Origin of the sequence: Achromobacter pestifer, assembly GCF_013267355.1 — a bacterium.
GTDB lineage: Bacteria > Pseudomonadota > Gammaproteobacteria > Burkholderiales > Burkholderiaceae_B > Achromobacter > Achromobacter pestifer_A.
In genome coordinates, this window is record NZ_CP053985.1 from 993,330 (window position 1) to 1,012,606 (window position 19,277).

The 19,277-nt window shown below is 64.5% G+C and carries 21 protein-coding genes and 1 pseudogene; 12 read left to right on the forward strand and 10 right to left on the reverse strand.

What is annotated here, in order from left to right; translation table 11 throughout:
• Nucleotides 1-2 precede the first annotated feature (2 nt).
• On the reverse strand, nucleotides 3-1,178 hold the full coding sequence (gene pncB, locus FOC84_RS04990) for a nicotinate phosphoribosyltransferase (RefSeq protein WP_173143444.1): 1,176 nt from the start codon (nucleotides 1,176-1,178) through the stop codon (nucleotides 3-5).
• A gap of 156 nt (nucleotides 1,179-1,334) precedes the next feature.
• Here pncB and fdxA point away from each other — a divergent pair, with 156 nt between their 5' ends.
• From fdxA to FOC84_RS05050, 12 genes are all read left to right on the forward strand, one after another.
• Nucleotides 1,335-1,658, forward strand: a complete 324-nt coding sequence (fdxA, locus tag FOC84_RS04995; RefSeq protein WP_013392198.1) for a ferredoxin FdxA — start codon at nucleotides 1,335-1,337, stop codon at nucleotides 1,656-1,658.
• A gap of 49 nt (nucleotides 1,659-1,707) precedes the next feature.
• Nucleotides 1,708-2,508, forward strand: coding sequence for a ferredoxin--NADP reductase (locus FOC84_RS05000; protein ID WP_173143445.1), 801 nt, complete (start codon nucleotides 1,708-1,710; stop codon nucleotides 2,506-2,508).
• 212 nt (nucleotides 2,509-2,720) lie between these two features.
• Entirely contained in the window at nucleotides 2,721-3,947 is a 1,227-nt protein-coding gene (locus FOC84_RS05005) for a polyhydroxyalkanoate depolymerase (protein WP_173143446.1), read from the forward strand.
• Nucleotides 3,948-4,123: 176 nt separating this feature from the next.
• Nucleotides 4,124-4,768, forward strand: coding sequence for an electron transport complex subunit RsxB (gene rsxB / locus FOC84_RS05010; RefSeq protein ID WP_173143447.1), 645 nt, complete (start codon nucleotides 4,124-4,126; stop codon nucleotides 4,766-4,768).
• Nucleotides 4,765-5,400: an endonuclease III gene (gene nth, locus FOC84_RS05015; RefSeq protein ID WP_054450563.1), complete on the forward strand. Its 636-nt coding sequence runs from the start codon at nucleotides 4,765-4,767 to the stop codon at nucleotides 5,398-5,400. Before rsxB ends, nth begins: the two co-directional genes overlap by 4 nt.
• A gap of 356 nt (nucleotides 5,401-5,756) precedes the next feature.
• Complete coding sequence (locus tag FOC84_RS05020) at nucleotides 5,757-6,530, forward strand: ABC transporter ATP-binding protein (RefSeq protein ID WP_173143448.1); 774 nt, start codon at nucleotides 5,757-5,759, stop codon at nucleotides 6,528-6,530.
• Nucleotides 6,527-7,237 (forward strand): ABC transporter ATP-binding protein, encoded by a 711-nt coding sequence (locus FOC84_RS05025; protein WP_013392192.1) that lies wholly within the window; start codon nucleotides 6,527-6,529, stop codon nucleotides 7,235-7,237. The genes FOC84_RS05020 and FOC84_RS05025 overlap by 4 nt, the downstream gene beginning before the upstream one ends.
• A gap of 62 nt (nucleotides 7,238-7,299) precedes the next feature.
• The gene (locus FOC84_RS05030) at nucleotides 7,300-8,514 is read left to right on the forward strand and encodes an ABC transporter substrate-binding protein (protein WP_173143449.1); all 1,215 of its coding nucleotides are present in this window, start codon (nucleotides 7,300-7,302) and stop codon (nucleotides 8,512-8,514) included.
• A 97-nt stretch (nucleotides 8,515-8,611) separates the two neighbouring features.
• Entirely contained in the window at nucleotides 8,612-9,499 is an 888-nt protein-coding gene (locus FOC84_RS05035) for a branched-chain amino acid ABC transporter permease (protein WP_173143450.1), read from the forward strand.
• Nucleotides 9,496-10,479, forward strand: a complete 984-nt coding sequence (locus FOC84_RS05040; protein ID WP_173143451.1) for a branched-chain amino acid ABC transporter permease — start codon at nucleotides 9,496-9,498, stop codon at nucleotides 10,477-10,479. The genes FOC84_RS05035 and FOC84_RS05040 overlap by 4 nt, the downstream gene beginning before the upstream one ends.
• Before the next feature lie 113 nt (nucleotides 10,480-10,592).
• Nucleotides 10,593-11,618: an ABC transporter substrate-binding protein gene (locus tag FOC84_RS05045; RefSeq protein WP_173143452.1), complete on the forward strand. Its 1,026-nt coding sequence runs from the start codon at nucleotides 10,593-10,595 to the stop codon at nucleotides 11,616-11,618.
• Between the two features lie 86 nt (nucleotides 11,619-11,704).
• The gene (locus FOC84_RS05050) at nucleotides 11,705-12,550 is read left to right on the forward strand and encodes a branched-chain amino acid aminotransferase (protein ID WP_173143453.1); all 846 of its coding nucleotides are present in this window, start codon (nucleotides 11,705-11,707) and stop codon (nucleotides 12,548-12,550) included.
• A 39-nt stretch (nucleotides 12,551-12,589) separates the two neighbouring features.
• Here FOC84_RS05050 and FOC84_RS05055 read toward each other — a convergent pair whose 3' ends face one another.
• The 9 genes and pseudogenes from FOC84_RS05055 to FOC84_RS05090 all read right to left on the reverse strand — a co-directional run bounded on the left by FOC84_RS05055 (nucleotide 12,590) and on the right by FOC84_RS05090 (nucleotide 19,187).
• A complete protein-coding gene (locus FOC84_RS05055) occupies nucleotides 12,590-13,402 on the reverse strand; it encodes an N-acyl homoserine lactonase family protein (protein WP_173143454.1) in 813 nt (270 codons plus the stop codon).
• Between the two features lies 1 nt (nucleotide 13,403).
• The gene (locus FOC84_RS05060) at nucleotides 13,404-14,117 is read right to left on the reverse strand and encodes an ABC transporter ATP-binding protein (RefSeq protein ID WP_173143455.1); all 714 of its coding nucleotides are present in this window, start codon (nucleotides 14,115-14,117) and stop codon (nucleotides 13,404-13,406) included.
• Complete coding sequence (locus FOC84_RS33530) at nucleotides 14,104-14,166, reverse strand: hypothetical protein (protein ID WP_367949497.1); 63 nt, start codon at nucleotides 14,164-14,166, stop codon at nucleotides 14,104-14,106. The genes FOC84_RS05060 and FOC84_RS33530 overlap by 14 nt, the downstream gene beginning before the upstream one ends.
• A 226-nt stretch (nucleotides 14,167-14,392) precedes the next feature.
• Nucleotides 14,393-14,875, reverse strand: a pseudogene (locus FOC84_RS33535) (ABC transporter ATP-binding protein); the annotation flags it as partial.
• Entirely contained in the window at nucleotides 14,872-15,846 is a 975-nt protein-coding gene (locus FOC84_RS05070; protein ID WP_173143456.1) for a branched-chain amino acid ABC transporter permease, read from the reverse strand. The pseudogene FOC84_RS33535 and the gene FOC84_RS05070, both read right to left, overlap by 4 nt.
• Before the next feature lie 3 nt (nucleotides 15,847-15,849).
• Nucleotides 15,850-16,719, reverse strand: coding sequence for a branched-chain amino acid ABC transporter permease (locus tag FOC84_RS05075; RefSeq protein WP_173143457.1), 870 nt, complete (start codon nucleotides 16,717-16,719; stop codon nucleotides 15,850-15,852).
• Between the two features lie 21 nt (nucleotides 16,720-16,740).
• Entirely contained in the window at nucleotides 16,741-17,904 is a 1,164-nt protein-coding gene (locus FOC84_RS05080; RefSeq protein ID WP_173143458.1) for an ABC transporter substrate-binding protein, read from the reverse strand.
• Nucleotides 17,905-17,955: 51 nt separating this feature from the next.
• Entirely contained in the window at nucleotides 17,956-18,804 is an 849-nt protein-coding gene (locus tag FOC84_RS05085) for an alpha/beta fold hydrolase (protein ID WP_173143459.1), read from the reverse strand.
• Nucleotides 18,801-19,187 carry a hypothetical protein gene (locus tag FOC84_RS05090; RefSeq protein ID WP_173143460.1) on the reverse strand — a complete coding sequence of 129 codons (387 nt, stop codon included), beginning with the start codon at nucleotides 19,185-19,187 and terminating at the stop codon, nucleotides 18,801-18,803. Before FOC84_RS05090 ends, FOC84_RS05085 begins: the two co-directional genes overlap by 4 nt.
• Nucleotides 19,188-19,277 lie beyond the last annotated feature (90 nt).

Sequence of the window (19,277 nt, forward strand, 5' to 3'; positions counted from 1 at the left end):
CCTCAGGCGGGGGGCAGCTGGAATACCTGGCGCAGATAGGCCAGATAGGCCGGATCGTCGCACATGGTCTTTTCCGGGGCGTCGGACACCTTGGCCACCGGCTGGCCATTGCAGCGGACCATCTTCATGACGATCTGCAAGGGTTCGTGGCCCAGGTCGTTGGTCAGATTGGTGCCAATGCCGAAAGACACCTTGCAGCGCCCGGAGAACTGGCGGGCCAGCTCGATGGCGCGCGGGAAGGTCAGCGAATCCGAGAACACCAGCGTCTTGGCGCGCGGATCCACGCGGTTCTTGCGGTAGTGCTCGAGCAGGCGCTCGCCCCAGACGAAGGGATCGCCCGAGTCATGCCGCGCGCCGTCGAACAGCTTGCAGAAATACATGTCGAAATCGCGCAGGAAGGCATCCATGCCGTAGACATCCGACAGCGCGATACCCAGGTCGCCGCGGTACTCCTTGGCCCACACTTCCAACGCGTACACCTGCGAATCGCGCAGCCGCGGGCCCAGCGCCTGGCAGGCCTGCAGGTACTCGTGGCCCATCGTGCCCAGGGGCAGGACCTCGTGCTGCCTGGCCAGCAGCACATTGCTGGTGCCGGCGAAGTGCTCGCCCATCTGCGCCTTCATGGTCGACACGATCTCCTCGTGCCAGACCTTGGAGAAGCGGCGGCGGGTACCGTACTCGGCCACGCGGAAATCGGCCAGCGCCGGATCGTCCAGCACCAGGTGCATCTTGGACTGCAGGCGCTTGCGGCCCTCTTCCCAGTCGGGATTCTTGCGCGTATTGCGGAAATAGACCTCGTTGACGATGGCCAGCACCGGGATCTCGAACAGGATCGTGTGCAGCCAGGGCCCCTTGACCTCGATGCTGATTTCGCCCGGGCCCTCGCCTACGCCGATGTGGATGCAGCGCTCCGGCAGGTGGAACAGTTCCAGGAAATCGATGAAGTCGCTTTTGATAAAGCGCAAGCCGCCCAGATATTTAAGTTCGTCCTCGGTGAAGCGCAGCTGGCACAGCAGGCGTACTTCTTCGCGGATTTCATCCAGGTAGGGACGCAGGTCGACCCCGGGCGTGCGGCATTTGTAACGGTACTCGACCTGGGCAGCGGGAAACTGATGCAGAACCACCTGCATCATGCTGAATTTATACAGATCGGTGTCGAGCAGCGAAGTGATTATCATGATGGCGCGTTTCGTTTCGCGACACCATAGCATAGAGCCCCCCGCGTTAAGGGCGAAGGGCCACTATGTCAATACGGGTATTGCCGGCACATCGGCGCGGCATTGGGTAAAATCCGCCCAACAAGACACAAAAGCCGCCGCTCCCGGAGTTCCTGAATGACCCACGTTGTCACCGAAAACTGTATTAAGTGCAAGTACACCGACTGCGTAGACGTGTGCCCGGTGGACTGTTTTCGTGAGGGTCCGAACTTCCTCGTGATCGACCCTGACGAATGCATCGACTGCGCCGTCTGCATCCCGGAATGCCCGGCCAATGCCATCTACGCCGAAGAGGACGTGCCGCAGGACCAAATGAATTTCATCGCCCTGAACGCCGAACTCTCGCCCGAGTTCGCCAGCATCAGCCGCGCCAAGAAGCCCCTGCCCGACGCCGACGAATGGAACGGCAAGCAGGACAAGCTGCAATACCTGGAAAAATAATCCGCGAACGCCGGCCCCAGCCTGGCGGCCGGCCTCGCGCGATGTGCCGATGACCGACGACTCCAAATACACGCGCCAGACCGTAACCCACGTCCAGACCTGGGTGCCCGACAAGCTGTTCTCCGTGCGCGTGACGCGCGACGACGCGTATACGTTCCAGCCCGGCCAGTTTGCCCGGGTCGGTCTGCCGGAGGCCGGCGCCCCCGACGACACACCCACACTGTGGCGCGCCTATTCCATGGTGTCGGCGCCGCACGAACCCTGGCTGGAGTTCTACTCCATCGTGGTCCCCGAAGGCCTGTTCAGCCCGCGCATGGCGCGGCTGCAGCCGGGCGATTCCCTGTATGTGGAAAAGGCTCCCTACGGCTTCCTGACCCTGGAACGCTTCGCGCCGGGCGGCGATCTCTGGCTGCTGGCCTCGGGCACCGGCCTGTCGGCCTACCTGTCGATCCTGCGCGACCCCGCCGTCTGGCGCGCCTACCGCCGCATCGTCCTGGTGCACGGCGTGCGCACCGCCGCGGAGCTCGCCTACCGCGGCGAAATCGAATCCTGGCGCAATCAGCCCGACCTGGCCGAGTTTTTCGCGGCGGATCCGCAGAAGCTCGTGTACCTGCCCATCGCCACCCGCGAGGCCCTGCCCGGCATGCCGCAGGAACGCCTGACCACCCTGATCGCCGACGGCCGCCTGGAACAGTTGGCCGGCCAGCCGCTGGATCCCGCAGAGGCCAAGATCATGCTTTGCGGCAATCCAGACATGCTGGCCGACGCCCGCAAGCTGCTGGGCGAACGCGGTTTCAAGCCCGGACGCCGTGGCATCCCCGGCAATCTGGCGGTAGAAAACTACTGGTAGTTCTCTCCGTCCGACTTAGTGCATAAATCCTCCCTTTGATATTGCTCCAGGGTGTAAAAAGCGCCCTAAACTGGTGCCCAATGGGTAGTTGGGTCGCTTTTTAGCAACAGATTTGCTTTTTTTGTCGGCGTTTCTTCAGGCTGTTTGGAAATATCGTTAGTCCCCAGAGCAATAATCGGGACACACGCACGACCCAGAAGGACTTTTCTCAAATGCTGTATCAATTGCACGAAATGCAGCGCGCCTTCCTGACTCCGTTCGCTGCATTCACGGACGCCGGTTCCCAGCTGTTTTCCAGCCCCTACAGCCCTCTCGCCTATACCCCGATTTCCCGCCAGATGGCGGCCGGGTATGAGCTGATGACCCGCATCGGCAAGGAATACCAGAAGCCTGCCTGGAATTTGCCCGCCACCAAGATCCAGGGCAAGTCCGTCCGCGTCATCGAAGGCGTGGCCATGGACAAGCCCTTCTGCCGCCTGCTGCACTTCCAGCGCGACGTCCGCCACGCGGGCCAGGACGACCCCAAGGTCCTGCTGGTCGCGCCGCTGTCGGGCCACCACGCCACCCTGCTGCGCGACACCGTGCGCGCCCTGCTGCCCGCCCATGACGTCTACGTCACCGACTGGGTCGACGCCCGCATGGTGCCGCTGTCGGCCGGTCCGTTCCATCTGAACGACTACGTGCGCTACGTGCAGGACTTCATCCGCCACCTGGGCCCGGACGTGCACGTCATTTCCGTGTGCCAGCCCACGGTGCCGGTGCTGGCCGCCGTCTCGTTGATGGCCTCCGCCAACGATCCCTGCCAGCCGCGCAGCATGGTGATGATGGGCGGTCCCATCGACCCGCGCCAGTCGCCCACGCAGGTGAACCGCCTGGCCACGACCAAGCCTTACAGCTGGTTCGAGAACCAGGTCATCCATCCGGTGCCGCCGCGCTATCCGGGCGCCGGCCGCAAGGTCTACCCGGGATTTCTGCAGCACGCGGGATTCATGGCCATGAATCCCGACCGCCACATGAAGTCGCACTACGACTTCTACCTGGACCTGCTGCGCGGCGACGATAGCGACGCCGAAATGCATCGCCGCTTCTACGACGAATACAACGCCGTGCTGGACATGCCGGCCGAGTTCTACCTGGACACGATCCGCATGGTGTTCCAGGAATTCCAGCTGCCCAACGGCACCTGGGAAGTGGACGGCAAGCTGGTGCGCCCGGCGGACATCAAGAAGGTCGCCCTTCTGACCATCGAAGGCGAACTGGACGACATCTCGGGCCAGGGCCAGACCCGCGCCGCCATCAAGCTGTGCAAGAACATCCCGGCCGAACGCAAGACGCACTACACGGCGCCCAACTGCGGCCACTACGGCATTTTCTCGGGCCGCCGCTGGCGCGAAATGATCTGTCCTAAAATTGCCGAATTCATCCGGCAATCTGCGTAGGATGGGTGTAGCGCGAGTCAAGCCGGACTAAGACCCGGACCTCCGACGCGCGCAACCCATCAAATAGCGGTGGCTAGAAATATCACTGCTGTTTGATGGGTTGCGCGCGATCTGCATTTGGGTCCCTGGCTTCTGTCTTTCGCGCCCCCGTCCCACGATTTCTTCTTCACATCCTAATGTCCTGTCGCTCATTAGCCGACCGCATCGATGCCTTGCTGCCCCAGACGCAATGCACCAAGTGCGGATACGACGGCTGCCGGCCCTATGCCGACGCCATCGCGGACGGCTCCGCCCCGATCAACCGTTGCCCTCCGGGAGGCGATGAAGGCATCGCCGCGCTGGCGGCCCTGCTCGACGCCCCCGTCCTGCCGCTGGACGCCAGCCGCGGCGAACCCGGTCCGCTGCTGGTCGCGCGCATCGACGAAGCGCACTGCATCGGCTGTACGCTGTGCATCCAGGCCTGTCCCGTGGACGCCATCGTGGGCGCCAACAAACATATGCATACCGTGCTGGCCGACTGGTGCACCGGCTGCGACCTGTGCGTGGCGCCCTGTCCGGTCGATTGCATCCAGATGGTGCCGGCAGGCCGCGCCTGGGGATCGCAGGATGCCGCCATCAGCCGCCAGCGCCACCGCAGCCATCTGGCGCGCACGGAACGCCTGGCCGCCGACAACGTGCGCCTGATGGCGCCCGAGCCCACCGCCGCGCCCAGCGCACCCGCTCCCGCCGCCGACGAAGCGCGCAACGAGGACCGCAAGCGCTCCGCCATTGAATCCGCGCTGGCCCGCGCACGGGCCCGCCGCAACCCCACGCAATCATGAACGCAGCCAAACGCCGAGAGATCTTCGCCCGCCTGCAGGCCGCCAATCCGCACCCGACCACCGAGCTCGAATACGACACGCCGTTCCAGTTGCTGATCGCGGTGCTGCTGTCGGCGCAGGCGACCGACAAATCGGTCAACATCGCCACGCGCAAATTCTTCCCCGCTTACGGCACGCCGCAGGCCCTGCTGGCGTTGGGCGAAGAAGGCCTGGCGGATTACATCAAGACCATCGGCCTGTACCGCACCAAGGCGAAGAACACCATCGCCACCTGCAAGATCCTGATCGAGCAGCACGGCGGCGAAGTGCCGCAGACGCGCGAGGCGCTCGAAGCCCTGCCCGGCGTGGGACGCAAGACCGCCAACGTGGTGCTCAACACCGCGTTCGGGCAACCCACGATGGCGGTGGACACGCACATCTTCCGCGTGTCGAACCGCACCGGCATCGCGCCCGGCAAGAACGTGCTGGAAGTCGAACAGAAACTCGAGAAGTTCGTGCCACGCGAATACATGCAGGACGCGCACCACTGGCTGATCCTGCTGGGCCGCTACGTCTGCGTGGCGCGCAAACCCAAATGCCCTCAATGCGGCATTTCCGATCTCTGCGAATTCAAGCAGAAGACGCCTGCCTGACGGCGCATGAGCTTATGCGCCGTCACGGCATCGGCGCGCGGCAAACCGGGTTTTCCCTGGCTCTGAAATGCATGACACGTTGATGACGATCAACGCGTATTTGCTGCATTGCGTTTCCATTATGGAAAGGCTCTCTTCCCTTGTGGCGCAAGCATTGTCGGCCTGCCGACAATTGCCCTTGCCGCACTGCAAAACCTATGACAAACCCTCATGGAATTTTGATAAATAGGTGCGCATACTCGCCGGCAACTCATAAGAAAACTGCGATTTCCTCAACAGTTTTCCAGACCCTGCGGGGACCTGGCGCAACGACGGCAGGTGGAGACCGAAATAAATACAACGCCGGTGCAGCGAACATGGACGACACGATCCTGGAGACAAAAGGCCTCACCAAGGAATTCCGCGGATTCGTCGCGGTCAATGGGGTCGATTTGCGTATCAAGCGGGGCGAGATTCATGCCTTGATCGGGCCTAACGGCGCGGGCAAGACCACTTGCTTCAACCTGCTTACCAAGTTTCTTTCTCCCACGTCGGGAACCATCAAGTTCAACGGTATCGACATTACCGGCGAGCGGCCCGCGCAGATCGCGCGGCGCGGCGTGATCCGTTCATTCCAGATCTCGGCGGTGTTCCCGCACCTGACCGTGCTGGAGAACGTGCGTATCGGCCTGCAGCGCAAGACCGGCCTGTCTTTCCACTTCTGGAAAAGCGACAAGCAGCTGGCTGCGCTTGAAGAGCCCGCGCGCGCCCTGCTGGACCAGGTGGACCTGGGCTCCTTCGCCGACGAAACCACCGTCAACCTGCCCTACGGCCGCAAGCGCGCACTGGAAATCGCCACCACGCTGGCGATGGAACCCGAGCTGATGCTGCTGGACGAACCCACGCAGGGCATGGGCCACGAGGACGTGGACCGCGTCACGCAACTGATCAAGCGCGTCAGCGCCGGGCGCACCATCCTGATGGTGGAACACAACATGAATGTCGTGTCCTCCATCGCCAACACCATTACTGTGCTGGCGCGCGGCAGCGTGCTGGCCGAAGGATCGTACGCCGAAGTCTCCCGCCATCCGGCCGTGATGCAGGCTTACATGGGCACCACCGAGGGCGAACTTCAAGGAGCGCACGCATGAGCACCCCGGCACTCGAAATTTCGGGCCTGCAGGCCTGGTACGGGGAATCGCATATCCTGCACGGCGTGGATATGCGCGTTGGACAAGGCGAAGTGGTCACGCTGCTCGGACGCAACGGCGCCGGGCGCACCACCACCCTGCGGGCCATCCTGGGCCTGACGGGATCGCGCAAGGGCTCGGTACGCATCCACGGCACCGAAGCCATTGATCTGCCCACCTACAAGATCGCCCATCTGGGCGTGGGCTACTGCCCCGAGGAACGCGGCATCTTCGCCAGCCTGTCCTGCGAAGAGAACCTGCTGCTGCCTCCGGTCGTGGGCTCGCTGGGCGGCGGCATGTCGCTGGCCGAGATCTACGACATGTTCCCCAATCTGCAGGAGCGCCGGAATTCTCCCGGCACGCGCCTGTCTGGCGGCGAACAGCAGATGCTGGCCGTGGCGCGCATCCTGCGCACCGGCGCCAACCTGCTGCTGCTCGACGAAATCTCCGAAGGCCTCGCCCCTGTCATCGTGCAGGCGCTGGCGCGCATGATCACGGCGCTGAAGCAGCGCGGCTACACCATCGTCATGGTGGAGCAGAACTTCCGCTTCGCAGCGCCCTTGGCCGACCGCTTCTATGTCATGGAGCATGGCCAGATCGTCGAGCACTTCGAAGCCGCAGAACTTTCAGAGAAACAGGACACGCTCAACGAACTGCTGGGCGTCTAGAACCTGTGTCATCCGCCGGAAATCCGGCAACACTACACCGTAGGGAAGAGAGGAGTCATCCCATGAAGCTGCACACCATCACTGCTGCACTGGCCATGGCGGGCCTGGGATTTGCAGGGGCAACCGCCCACGCGCAAGGTATCTCCGACGATGTCATCCGCATCGGCTTCATCACTGACATGTCGGGCGTGTATTCCGACATCGACGGCAAGGCCGGTCTGGAAGCCGTGCGCATGGCAATCGAGGATGCCGGCGGTTCGATCAACGGCAAGAAGATCGAAGTCGTGTCGGCCGACCACCAGAACAAGGCCGACGTGGCCTCGGCGCGCGTGCGCGAATGGTTCGACGAGCAGAAGGTGGACGTCATCATCGCCGGCACCAACTCGTCGACCAGCCTGGCCATGGCCGGCGTGGCCGCCGCGAAGAAGAAGCCCTTCATCGCCATCGGCGCGGGCGCGTCGGACCTGACCAACGCCCAATGCTCGCCCTACACCGTGCACTACGCCTACGACACCGTGGCCCTGGCGCGCGGCACCGGCTCGGCCGTGGTGAAGGACGGCGGCAAGAGCTGGTTCTTCCTGACTGCCGACTATGCCTTCGGCCACGCGCTCGAGCGCGACACCGTGGCCGTGGTCAAGGCCGCGGGCGGCGAAGTCAAGGGCCAGGTGCGGGCGCCGCTGGGCGCGTCGGACTTCTCGTCCTTCCTGCTGCAGGCGCAAGCCTCCAAGGCGCAGATCCTGGGCCTGGCCAACGCCGGCGGCGACACCATCAACTCGATCAAGGCCGCCAATGAATTCGGCGTGACCAAGACGATGAAGATGGCCGGCCTGCTGGTCTTCATCAACGACGTGCACGCGCTGGGCCTGCAAGCCACGCAAGGCATGTACCTGACCGACGGCTGGTACTGGGACCAATCCGACGCCTCGCGCGCCTGGTCCAAGAAGTTCGAAGCCAAGGTCGGCCGCAAGCCCTCCATGCTGCAGGCGGGCGACTACTCCGCCACGGCCTTCTACCTGAACGCCATCAAGGCCACAGGCTCGGACGACGGCGATGCCGTGATGAAGTGGATGAAGTCGAACAAGGTCAACGACTTCTTTGCGCAAGGCGGTTATGTGCGCGAAGACGGCCGCATGATCCACGACATGTACCTGATGCAGGTCAAGACCCCGGCCGAATCCAAGGCTCCGTGGGACTACTACAAGGTCGTGGCGACGCTGCCCGGCGACGAGGTCTACACCAAGTTGTCCGAGTCCACCTGCAAGCTGGTCAAGAAATAAGCCAGCCCACGTGCCCCAGACGCGACCCGGCGAATCTACCCGCCGGGCCGCGTTTTGATTAGCTCGCTTCCATCCGTACGCGCAGGATTTTCATAAGATGACTGACATTTTCGGCATCCCCATACAGGCCTTGTTCGGCCAGCTATTGCTAGGCCTGGTCAACGGCTCCTTCTACGCCATGCTGTCGCTCGGGCTGGCCGTCATCTTCGGGCTGCTGAACGTCATCAACTTCGCGCACGGCGCGCTCTACATGCTGGGCGCGTTCGTCGCCTGGATGGGCCTGTCGTACTTCGGGTTGAACTACTGGGTCATGCTGATCCTGGCGCCGCTGATCGTCGGGTTGTTCGGCATCATCATAGAAAAGCTGTTGCTGCGGCACCTGTACAAGCTCGACCACCTCTACGGGCTGCTGCTGACCTTCGGCCTGACGCTGCTCATCGAAGGCCTGTTCCGCAGCTTCTACGGCGTATCGGGCCAGCCCTACCCCACGCCCGACGCGCTGCGCGGCGCCACCAACCTGGGCTTCATGATCCTGCCGAACTACCGCGGCTGGGTCGTGGCGGCCTCCCTGGTGGTGTGCCTGGCCACCTGGTTCGTCATCGAACGCACCCGCCTGGGCGCCCTGCTGCGCGCCGGCACCGAAAACCCGCGCCTGGTCGAAGCCTTCGGCGTGAACGTGCCCCGCATGATCACCCTGACCTATGGCTTCGGCGTGGCGCTGGCGGGCTTTGCCGGCGTGCTGGCCGCGCCCGTGCTGCAGATTTCCCCTCTGATGGGTTCCAACCTCATCATCGTCGTGTTCGCCGTGGTCGTGATCGGTGGCATGGGGTCCATCATGGGCGCCATCGTGACCGGTCTGGGCCTGGGTGTGGTCGAAGGACTGACCAAGGTGTTCTGGCCCGAGGCCTCCAGCACGGTCGTGTTCATCATCATGGCCATCGTTCTGTTGATCCGCCCGGCCGGGCTGTTCGGAAAAGAAAAATGAATCGTCAATTCCTGGGCTATGCGGTACTGGCCGTCGTGGTGGCCATTCTTCCCTTTGTCGGGGTCTATCCGATCTTCGCCATGAAGATCATGTGCTACGCGCTCTTCGCCTGCGCATTCAACCTGCTGCTGGGCTTCACCGGGCTGCTGTCGTTCGGGCACGCCGCCTTCCTGGGTAGCGCGGCCTACGCCACCGGCCACGCGCTCAAGGTCTGGGGCTTTCCCACCGAGATCGGCCTGCTGTTCGGCGTGGCCGTGGCGGCGCTGCTGGGCCTGGCGATGGGCGCCATCGCCATCCGCCGCAGCGGCATCTACTTCGCCATGATCACCCTGGCGCTGTCGCAGATGGTGTTCTTCTTCTTCCTCCAGGCGAAGTTCACCGGCGGCGAGGACGGCCTGCAAAGCGTGCCGCGCGGCACGCTGTTCGGGCTGATCGACCTGTCCAAGGACCTGAACCTGTACTACGTGGTGATGGCCATCTTCGTCATCGGCTACTTCATCATCTGGCGCGCGGTGAACTCGCCCTTCGGGCAGGTGCTGCAGGCGCTGCGCGAGAACGAACCGCGCGCCATTTCGCTGGGTTACGACGTCGACCGCTTCAAGCTGCTAGCCTTCGTGCTGTCGGCCGCGCTGGCCGGCCTGGCGGGCGCCACCAAGACCCTGGTCTTCGTGTCGGCCACCTTGTCCGATGCCACCTGGCAGATGTCCGGCCTGGTTATCCTGATGACGCTGATCGGCGGGCTGGGCACCTTGACCGGTCCCATCCTTGGCGCCTTCATCGTAGTGCTGCTGGAAAACAAGGTGGGCGACTTCGGCCAGATGATGGCCAACCTGACCGGCGTGGACTGGTTCCTGCGCCTGGGTGAATCGGTCACCATCGTGATTGGCCTGATCTTCGTGATCTGCGTGCTGGCCTTCCGCCGCGGCATCGTGGGCGAGGTCGGCGCCTTCATCAATCGCCGGCGCGCCGCCCGCGCCTGAAGCGTCCACGGCTAGTCGCCGACACGGGGCCGCATGATGCGGCCCCGTTCTCATTGGGCGAGGCCGCAGCCGCCCGTACAATGAACGGCACCCAACCAAACAGGTGCCTGACCATGCGCAACCCGCATCCGCTCGCCCCCGTCCTTGGCGCCCTGGCGCTGGCCGCCGCTCTCATCCCCGCGGCTGCGCAAGCCGCCGATCCCGCCCCGCCTGTCTGCGAAATCGACCGGCCGGTCCGCTTCAGCGGCCTGAACTGGGAATCCAACCTGGTGCTGGCCGGCATCGAACGCTACGTGCTGGAGCACGGCTATGGCTGCAAGACCAGCGTCGAGATCGGCGAGACCCTGCCCATGCTGGCGGCACTGCAACGCGGCGACGTCGACGTCACCCCGGAAGTGTGGCCCGGCCAGATCGAAGGCGCCTGGAAGAAGGCCCTGGCCAGCGGCAAGGTGCTGGGCGTGGGTCACGTGTACGACGCCGGCGAAGGCTGGTACGTACCGCGCTACACCGTCGAACGCCATCCTGGCTTGAAGTCCGCCGCCGACCTGGCGCGCTTCAAGGACGCGTTCGCGGACCCCGAGGAACCCGGCCGCGGCCGCATCTACGGCTGCCCGGCGGGCTGGGCCTGCGGCACCCTGAACGAAAACCTGCTGCGCGCCCTCAAGCTCGATAAGGATTTCGCAGTGTTCGCCCCGGGCTCCGGCGCCGCGCAGAAGGCCGCCATCGTGTCCGCCTACAAGCGCAAGCGCGACATCGTCTTCTACTACTGGACGCCCACCTCGCTGGTCGGCGCGCTGGACCTGGTGAAGCTGGAACTGCCCGCCTTCGACCAGGCCGCCTACACCTGCATGACCGATCCCAAATGCACGGATCCCATGCCCACCGAGTTCAAGCCCAACCCCGTGGTCACGGGCATGAACGCGGCGTTCGCGAAACAGGCGCCTCAGATCGCCGAGTTCCTGGGCAAGCTGACGGTGCCCAGCGACGCCATCGACGCCACTCTGGGCTGGCTGGAAAACGAAGGCAAGGAACCCGAGGACGCCGCGCGCTATTTCCTCAAGCAGTACGGCCCCGTCTGGCGGCAATGGATGCCGGCGCAGGCGGCCGACCGCGTGCAGGCGGCGCTGGCGCGCGAATGACAGCCGGGACCAGGCCGCCGCCTCATGTATCCTGACGTTTCGGCGCGCCCATAGCGCCAACCCAATTCAAGCGAAGGAAGACAACCATGGATGCCTTGTTCTGGCACAACGGTCACTGGACCACTGAAAACCCCAAACTGCTCGGCCCGGCCGACCACGCCTTCTGGATGGCCAGCATGGTGTTCGACGGCGCGCGCGCCTTCCGCGGCCTGACCCCCGACCTGGACCTGCACTGCCAGCGCGTGGTGCGCTCGGCCGAAAAAATGCTGATGAAGCCCCAGATCGGCTGGGAAGAAATCCAGAAGCTCTGCCTGCAGGCCGTGGCCAAGTTTCCGCAAGGCACCGAGCTCTACATCAAGCCCATGTTCTATTGCGCCGACGGCTTCCTGCTGCCGGACGCCGACAAGACCCAGTTCGTGCTGCACGTGTTCAAGGTGCCGATGCCGGGCGACCAGGGCTTCTCCGCCTGCTTCTCCAGCTTTGCGCGCTCCTGGCCCAACATGGCGCCCACCGACGCCAAGGCGTCCTGCCTGTACCCGAACGGCCAGCGCGCCATCCGCGAAGCCGCTGAAAAGGGCTTCGACAATGCCATCATGCTGGACGGCGCGGGCAACATCGCCGAATTCGCCACCAGCAACCTGTGGATCGCCAAGAACGGCGTGGTGTCCACGCCGGCCGACAACGGCACCTTCCTGAACGGCATCACGCGCCGCCGCGTGCTGGCCCTGCTGCAGGCTGACGGCGTCGACGTGCAGGAACGCAGCCTGACCCGCGCCGACATCGAGCAAGCCGACGAAGTATTCTCGTCCGGCAACTACGGCAAGGTGGTGCACGTGAACCGCGTGGAAGACCGCCAGCTGGAATACGGCCCGATGGCCCGCCGCGCGCACAAGCTGTACATGGATTACGCGGAGCAAACCGGCCGCCATTGAGGCTTGCGGCCCGCGCCACGGGCGAGATCAGGACTGGAATCAGTCCGCCCGTGGCGGTAGATGTAGCGCCGCCACATGCGGCGAACCCTGCCAGGAAGGATAGCGTTCCAGTACCTGAGGGTCATGGCCGGGCACGACGTGCTCCTCCGACTGTGCAGCACCGACCAGCCTGGCGTATCCCGACAACATCTCCGCGGTGTTGTAGACGATGGGAAAGGGGCGGCCCGCGTCCATGTTCTCGTAGTAGTGGCTGGCATCGGATGCCAGCACCACCCAGCCTCTCGCCGTATATACCCGCACGGCCTGCAAGCCCTTGGTATGGCCTCCGATCTTCAGCAGCCCGATACCCGGCAACAGCGTTGAATCGCCCTCGTGGAACACGACCCGGTCCTCATAGACATGCCTGACCAGGCTGACCACGTCCTCGACGGCATAGGCATGCCGCAACGGCTCGAAGCACATGCAGCGGCCGGTCGCGTAGTCCATTTCGTCATCCTGCACATGGAAGCGCGCCCGCGGCAAAAGATCGAGATTACCGGCGTGATCGTAATGCAGATGGGTCAGCACCACGTGCTGAACGTCCTCGGGCCGCACGCCCAACGGCGCCAAGGCCGCTATCGGACAATGGATCAGCTCGCGGCGGCGCTTGCGCGCCGTCTCGGCATTGAACCCGGTGTCGACCAGCACGACCTGTCCGGCGCCACGCACCAGCCAGACGAAGAAGTCCATCGGCATGTCGGCGTCGTGGGGATCGCCGCCCAGGAAATTGTCGCGCCGCCGACGCGGCATGCGCGCGTAGCGGATGGCGTATATCTCATACTCCGGCAACACGTCCGACCTTGGATCGTTCATGTCAGACTCCCAAGTAGGCTTTCTGCACGAACGGATCCTCCAGCAGTTCGGAACCCTTGCCGCTGCGCACCACGACGCCATGTTCGAACGCGTGCGCCTGGTGAGCCAGGCGCAGCGCCAGGCGGGCGTTCTGCTCCACCAGAACGATGGCAATGCCGCTTTCCCGGTTGATGCGCTCGATGGCGCCGGCGATCTCGGCCACAATCTTGGGCGCGATGCCCAACGAGGGTTCATCCAGCATCAGCAGCCGCGGCTGCGCCATCAGCGCCCGCCCGATGGCGACCATCTGCTGCTCTCCGCCCGACAGCGATCCCGCCAGTTGCGAGCGCCGCTCCCGCACCCTGGGGAACAGGGCATAGATTTCGTCCAGCCGGCGACGTATTGCCGGGCGCGAACGCACCGCATGCGCGCCTGCCATCAGGTTGTCCAACACGCTCATGCGGCCGAACAGGCGGCGCCCCTCTGGCGATAGCGACAGGCCGGCGGCGACACGGGCGGCAGAGCCTTGCCGGGCCACGTCCTGGCCATCGAGGAGAATGCGGCCGCCAGCAACCGGCGCCAACCCGATGAGCGCCTTCAGGGTCGAACTCTTGCCCGCGCCGTTGGAGCCGACCAGCGCCACGATCTGGCCCGTCTCCACCGAGAAGCTGACACCGCGCACAGCCTCCAGCCGGCCGTAGCGCACGCTCAAATCCTGCACTTCAAGCATGGGCATAATCGGGCGCTCCCAAATAGGCTTCGATGACGGCGGGGTTTTCTCGGATGGCCTTCGGCGATCTTCTCGCCCTGGACCAGCACCACGATGCGGTGGCAGAGTTCCATGACCAGCGCCATGTGGTGTTCCACCAGCAGCATGGTCAGCCCCTCTTCCGACTGCAGGCGGCGCAACAGCCGTCCCAACTCGTTGCATTCCTCATGATTCAGCCCGGCCGCCGGCTCATCCAGCAGCAGCATGCGCGGACGGCAAGCCAGCGCCACGGCGATCCCCAACTTCTTCTGCAAGCCATAGGCCAGCGCCCCTGCCGGCGCATCGCGCCAGGCCTGCAGGTCCAGCAGGCTCAACAGCCGGTTGACTTCCTGTGCGATCTGCGCGTCGGTAAGCAGGTCGTGGCTGCGCCCCGCCAGGCGGCGCAGCCACGAATGGCGGGCGCGCGCCAGCATGCCGCGGCGAATGTTCTCGGCCACCGAGACATCCGGATAGGTCGAGGTGGACTGGAATGTGCGTGCCAGCCCCAGCACGACCACGCGGCTGGGTGGACCGCCGGCAATGTCTCGGCCATCGAACCGCACACTGCCGGAGGTCGGCGGCATGGTGCCGCTGATGACGTTGAACGCCGTGGTTTTTCCGGCCCCGTTGGGGCCGATCAAGCCGACGATCTCGCCCTGTGCGACGGAAAAGCTCAGCCCCCTCAGGGCGGCCAGGCCGCCGAAACTGCGCGACAGGCCCTGCACTTGCAGCAGCGCTTGGTTCATTGGGACTCCTTGCGGCGGCGCGCCTGCCAAGGCCCCGGCAAACTGGCCAGGCCCGCGGGCAGAAAGCGCAGGATGAGGATCAGCGCCGCGCCATAGAAAATATGCTGCGTCTGCACCGCCCCACGGAACAGTTCAGGCAGCGGCGTCAACACCATGGCGCCGATCAGGCCTCCCCACACCGAACGTCGCCCGCCGATGACCAGCATGATGATGAAGCCAATGGAAATACTGGCGTTGAAGGATTCCGGCGACACGTAGCCGACATAGCGCGCCAGCAGCGCGCCTCCTGCCGCCGCCAGTGCGCAGCCCGCAATGAATGCGCACAGCTGGATGCGGCGCACGCTCAGGCCGGTGGATTCGGCCAGCGCCGGGTTGTCGGCCACGGCGTCGATGGCATGGCCGAATGGCCGTCGCACCAAGGCGCTTAGCAGCGCCACCGAGCCCAGCGCAGCGCACAGCGCCAATCCGTAGAAGCGCCCGCGCGAATCGAACACCAGGCCCGCCAACGCGGCAGGCTCTATCCCCGCGATGCCATTGGCGCCGCCCGACCACGATGAACCGTCGAGCAGGATCAGGCGCAGCAGCTCGCCGAACGCGAACGTGACCAGCACGAAGTACACGCCTTTGAGCCGCAGAATCACCGCTCCGAGAGCCAGCGCAACCAGCGCCGTCAAGGCGACTCCGGCGAGCGCGGCGGGCAGGAAGCTCCAGCCCAGGTAGCGTCCCGCCAGCACCGAGCCATAGGCGCCGATGGCGACAAAGGCGGCGTGCCCCAGCGACAGTTGGCCGCAACGCGCGATCAACGCCAGACCGTTGACGATGAGCACGTTCAGGCAGGTCAGCACCGCCAGATGCTGAACGAAGGGCCCGGCGAACCAGGGCGCTGCCGCCGCCGCGGCCAGCATGGCCCACAACAGCCAACGCAGGGGCGCTGGCCGCGGCAAGCCGGATTCAAGCGATAGTTCGGTCATGGCCTATGCCTCCCCGCGGCCCAGCAGCCCCTTGGGCCGCACGACCAGCATCACGATCACCACGGCGAAGATCAGCATGTCCGCCGTGCTGCTTTCAAACAGCAGGCTGCCATAGCTTTCCGCCAACCCCAGGGCCAGACCCGCCACCGCCGCGCCCGGAATACTGCCCAGCCCGCCCAGGATCACCACGATGAAAGCCTTGAGCAGCGGCGTCGCCCCCACGAACGGCGAGACCGAAAACAAGGGTGCCATCAGCGCGCCCGCGACCGCCGCCAGCCCCACGCCCAGGCCGAAACCCAGCGGGTAATAGATGCGCGAGCGGATGCCCTGGATCGCCGCGATCTCGAAATCCTCCACCACCGCGCGCAGCGCCCGTCCCGGCCGGGAATAGCGCAGGAACCCATACAGCAGCGCCAGCGCCAACAAGGCGAAAACGACGACGTAGACGCGGGACAGCGGCACGACCAGTTTTTCCAAGCGCACGGTGCCCCTGGCCACGGCCGGCATCGAAAGCGGGTCCGGACCGAAGAACATCAGCGCCAGGTTCTGCAGGATCATTGCCAGCCCGATGGTCGCGATCATGCCGTTGAGTTCATCGCGGCGAAATGGCTTCAGCACGCCCCATTCCAGTACCGCGCCGCCGGCCACCGCAAGCGCGAACGTCAGGGCCACGGCCGGCAGGAACGGGAAGCCCGCCTGGGTCGTCAGGTAGTACGCGCCGAAGGCTCCCAGCATGTAGAACTCGCCATGGGCGAAGTTCACCATCCGCATCACGCCGAACACCAGCGTGAAACCCACGGCCATCAGCAGGTACAGCAGCCCCACGATCAAGCCGTTGACCGTGGCCTGCGCCAACAAAATGCTCCAATCCACGTTGCGCTCCCCCGGGCCGCGCTAGCGGCACTCCGCCACGGTGCAGCGCGCGCGGATCACCTCGAGGCCGTCCTTGACCTCGGCAACGTAGAACGGCGCGTTAAGTTGATGATCGATCCCATACATGGCCCGCCCGGTCCAGCTCAGCTTGCCCAGCGCACCCTCGAAGCCATCGAGCTTTTCCATTTCGACACGGACGCGCTCGGTGTCTTCCACGCTGCCGGCCCGGCGCATGGCCTCGAACAGCATCTGCGTGCCATCGTAGAAAGCCGGGCTGAACCCGTTCATCGGGTGCTTGTACTTGGCCGCATAGCGGTCCGCATAGGCCTTGGTGGCGGGCAATTGCGGGTCGATCGGCGTATGCACCAGCATGCCTTCGGTCGCCTGTTTGCCCGCCACGTTCACGATTTCCTGCGTAGCCGGTCCGCCCGTGCGGACGATGCGCCCCTCGAAGCCTAGTTCGCGCGCCTGCTTGACGATAAGGCCTGCGGTGGCGGGAGAATTGCCGTCAAGCTCGATGGCGTCGATGCCGCGCGCCATCATGCGGGTCAGCAGCGGCACGAAATCGACGCGGTCGCGCTCGAAGAATTCCTTGGCGGACAGCGCCGCGCCGGCCTTCTTGTATGCCGCCTCCAGATCGAGGGCAATCTGCTGTCCGGTTTCATCATTGGGGAACAAAGCGCCTACCTTGCTCAGCCCCTGTGATTTGACCAGCCAGTCTATCTGCGGCTGCGAAACCTCGGCGGTGGTCACGTTGGGACGGAAGGTGTAGGGCTTGTCCGCGGCCAGCGCCTTGGCGGTGAAGCCCAGCGTCAGCAGAATGACCTTGTTCTTCTCCGTAATCGGCTGGATGGCAAGCACGGGCGCGGATCCGACCGGCCCGACGATGTAGCGGACCTTGTCCTCGAACACCAAGCGATTGGCGACGGTCAAGGCCTCGTTGGCCTGATACTTGTCATCGTAGGCCACGACCTGCACCCGGTACTTCTTGCCGCCGACGTCCAGGCCGCCAGCTTCATTGACTTGATCCGCCGCCACCTCGGCGGCGTTCTTCATGCCTTGCCCCCAAGCGGCCCCAGCGCCGGACAGCGTAACCAGCGCGCCCAGTTTCAGGGTCTCCTGAGCCTGGGCCGTGGACGCGGATGCCAAAGCAACGAGGCCAGCCAGAATGATCGGATAACGCATGATGTCTCCTGTGAGTACGCGGGCAGTGCCTGCCCGTCTGTTGCGCCCGCTCTACAGGCGGGCGATGGCGTCAAGCACTGGCAGCACGTAGCGACGGAACTGCCGCGGGTTTTCGCTCATCGGGAAATGTCCCAATTCGCGCATCACGGTGACCTGCGCGCCGGGGATGCCAGCGGCCGTGCGCAAGGTGTCTTCGGGCGTGCAGGAGAAGTCGTATTCCCCCGTCAGCAGATAGAGCGGACACAGATCGGTGCGGATGCCTTCGAGCTTTCCCCGCAGGTCCGCGTCGACGCGATAGAAGTACAGGTCCCCACGGAATACGCCCGGCCCGCCTTGCATGTATTGCCAGAGCGTTTCGTGCCGATGCGCGGCCGGCGATTGCGGTGCAACCAGGCCGGACGCCAGGGCGGCGCAAACCTCGCCGCCATGCACGTCGCCACGGTGCAGCCAGGCGGTGTCGTACCAGGGTTCCTGAAAGTCCGCGGCTTCAACGCCGATCAGCGCGCGAAAGCGCTCGGCATGTTGGTGGGCAAGCTGCAGCACAATGCGCCCGCCTATCGAGCAGCCGATCAGGGCGGGCCGATCCAGCGCCAGTGCGTTGCAAAAGGCGAGTATGGTTGCCACGTAGAGTTCAGTGGAAAGCCGGTATTCCTCGTCCTGCCAACCTTCGGGGGGATAAGACTTGCCATGCCATGGCAGGTCGAACGCGATGACCCGGTAACGCGAGGTAATGTCGGGATCGCACATCATGTGGCGGTATTGCCGGCTGTCCGCGCCCGCCGTATGCAAACAGACCAGCGGTATGCCGTCGCCCGCCTCTTCGAAGTAGACACGGTTGCTCCTGCCGGCGATGTTGAACGACACATAGCGGCCGACGATGGGTTCCAGAGCGGCGCTCATGCTTGCGCCTCCCGGCCCGTGGCCAGCAGGTCCTTGATGAATTGCAGATGCGCCATCAGCGGCTGGAGATTGCCTTCGATGGCCAGCTCGCGCCGCTTGCTGAGTGCGAAGATGTCATGCCAGCCTGCCTGCGGCACCGGCTGCCAGAAGCGCGACCAGGCATCCGCGGACGCGCTCAAGGAAAAATCGCAGGACGGCATGGCTGTGACGGGCGCAGCGGCCGCCACCACCCGCCCGCCGCGCACGCCCACCAGCACGGGGCTGGCCCCGAAACGCAACAGCAGATCCATATCGACCTCGCGCTGGCGCGAAAACGACAGCGCGCGAGCACTGAAGCACTGCGCCAGTTGCGCGCCATCGGCAGGTTGGGCAAGGGGTTCCATTGTCTCTCCGCTTTCTTTTTGTTCTTACAGACAGAACATTTATTCTTTCTGAAAGAACATTCTATATATTGAAAAGTCCCCGTGTCAACA

What these genes read in the sequence shown, in the direction of transcription:
- pncB (WP_173143444.1), bottom strand. Translation starts at nt 1,178, where the DNA reads ATGATAATCACTTCGCTGCTCGACACCGATCTGTATAAATTCAGCATG.
- fdxA (WP_013392198.1), top strand. Translation starts at nt 1,335, where the DNA reads ATGACCCACGTTGTCACCGAAAACTGTATTAAGTGCAAGTACACCGAC.
- FOC84_RS05000 (WP_173143445.1), top strand. Translation starts at nt 1,708, where the DNA reads ATGACCGACGACTCCAAATACACGCGCCAGACCGTAACCCACGTCCAG.
- FOC84_RS05005 (WP_173143446.1), top strand. Translation starts at nt 2,721, where the DNA reads ATGCTGTATCAATTGCACGAAATGCAGCGCGCCTTCCTGACTCCGTTC.
- rsxB (WP_173143447.1), top strand. Translation starts at nt 4,124, where the DNA reads ATGTCCTGTCGCTCATTAGCCGACCGCATCGATGCCTTGCTGCCCCAG.
- nth (WP_054450563.1), top strand. Translation starts at nt 4,765, where the DNA reads ATGAACGCAGCCAAACGCCGAGAGATCTTCGCCCGCCTGCAGGCCGCC.
- FOC84_RS05020 (WP_173143448.1), top strand. Translation starts at nt 5,757, where the DNA reads ATGGACGACACGATCCTGGAGACAAAAGGCCTCACCAAGGAATTCCGC.
- FOC84_RS05025 (WP_013392192.1), top strand. Translation starts at nt 6,527, where the DNA reads ATGAGCACCCCGGCACTCGAAATTTCGGGCCTGCAGGCCTGGTACGGG.
- FOC84_RS05030 (WP_173143449.1), top strand. Translation starts at nt 7,300, where the DNA reads ATGAAGCTGCACACCATCACTGCTGCACTGGCCATGGCGGGCCTGGGA.
- FOC84_RS05035 (WP_173143450.1), top strand. Translation starts at nt 8,612, where the DNA reads ATGACTGACATTTTCGGCATCCCCATACAGGCCTTGTTCGGCCAGCTA.
- FOC84_RS05040 (WP_173143451.1), top strand. Translation starts at nt 9,496, where the DNA reads ATGAATCGTCAATTCCTGGGCTATGCGGTACTGGCCGTCGTGGTGGCC.
- FOC84_RS05045 (WP_173143452.1), top strand. Translation starts at nt 10,593, where the DNA reads ATGCGCAACCCGCATCCGCTCGCCCCCGTCCTTGGCGCCCTGGCGCTG.
- FOC84_RS05050 (WP_173143453.1), top strand. Translation starts at nt 11,705, where the DNA reads ATGGATGCCTTGTTCTGGCACAACGGTCACTGGACCACTGAAAACCCC.
- FOC84_RS05055 (WP_173143454.1), bottom strand. Translation starts at nt 13,402, where the DNA reads ATGAACGATCCAAGGTCGGACGTGTTGCCGGAGTATGAGATATACGCC.
- FOC84_RS05060 (WP_173143455.1), bottom strand. Translation starts at nt 14,117, where the DNA reads ATGCCCATGCTTGAAGTGCAGGATTTGAGCGTGCGCTACGGCCGGCTG.
- FOC84_RS05070 (WP_173143456.1), bottom strand. Translation starts at nt 15,846, where the DNA reads ATGACCGAACTATCGCTTGAATCCGGCTTGCCGCGGCCAGCGCCCCTG.
- FOC84_RS05080 (WP_173143458.1), bottom strand. Translation starts at nt 17,904, where the DNA reads ATGCGTTATCCGATCATTCTGGCTGGCCTCGTTGCTTTGGCATCCGCG.
- FOC84_RS05085 (WP_173143459.1), bottom strand. Translation starts at nt 18,804, where the DNA reads ATGAGCGCCGCTCTGGAACCCATCGTCGGCCGCTATGTGTCGTTCAAC.
- FOC84_RS05090 (WP_173143460.1), bottom strand. Translation starts at nt 19,187, where the DNA reads ATGGAACCCCTTGCCCAACCTGCCGATGGCGCGCAACTGGCGCAGTGC.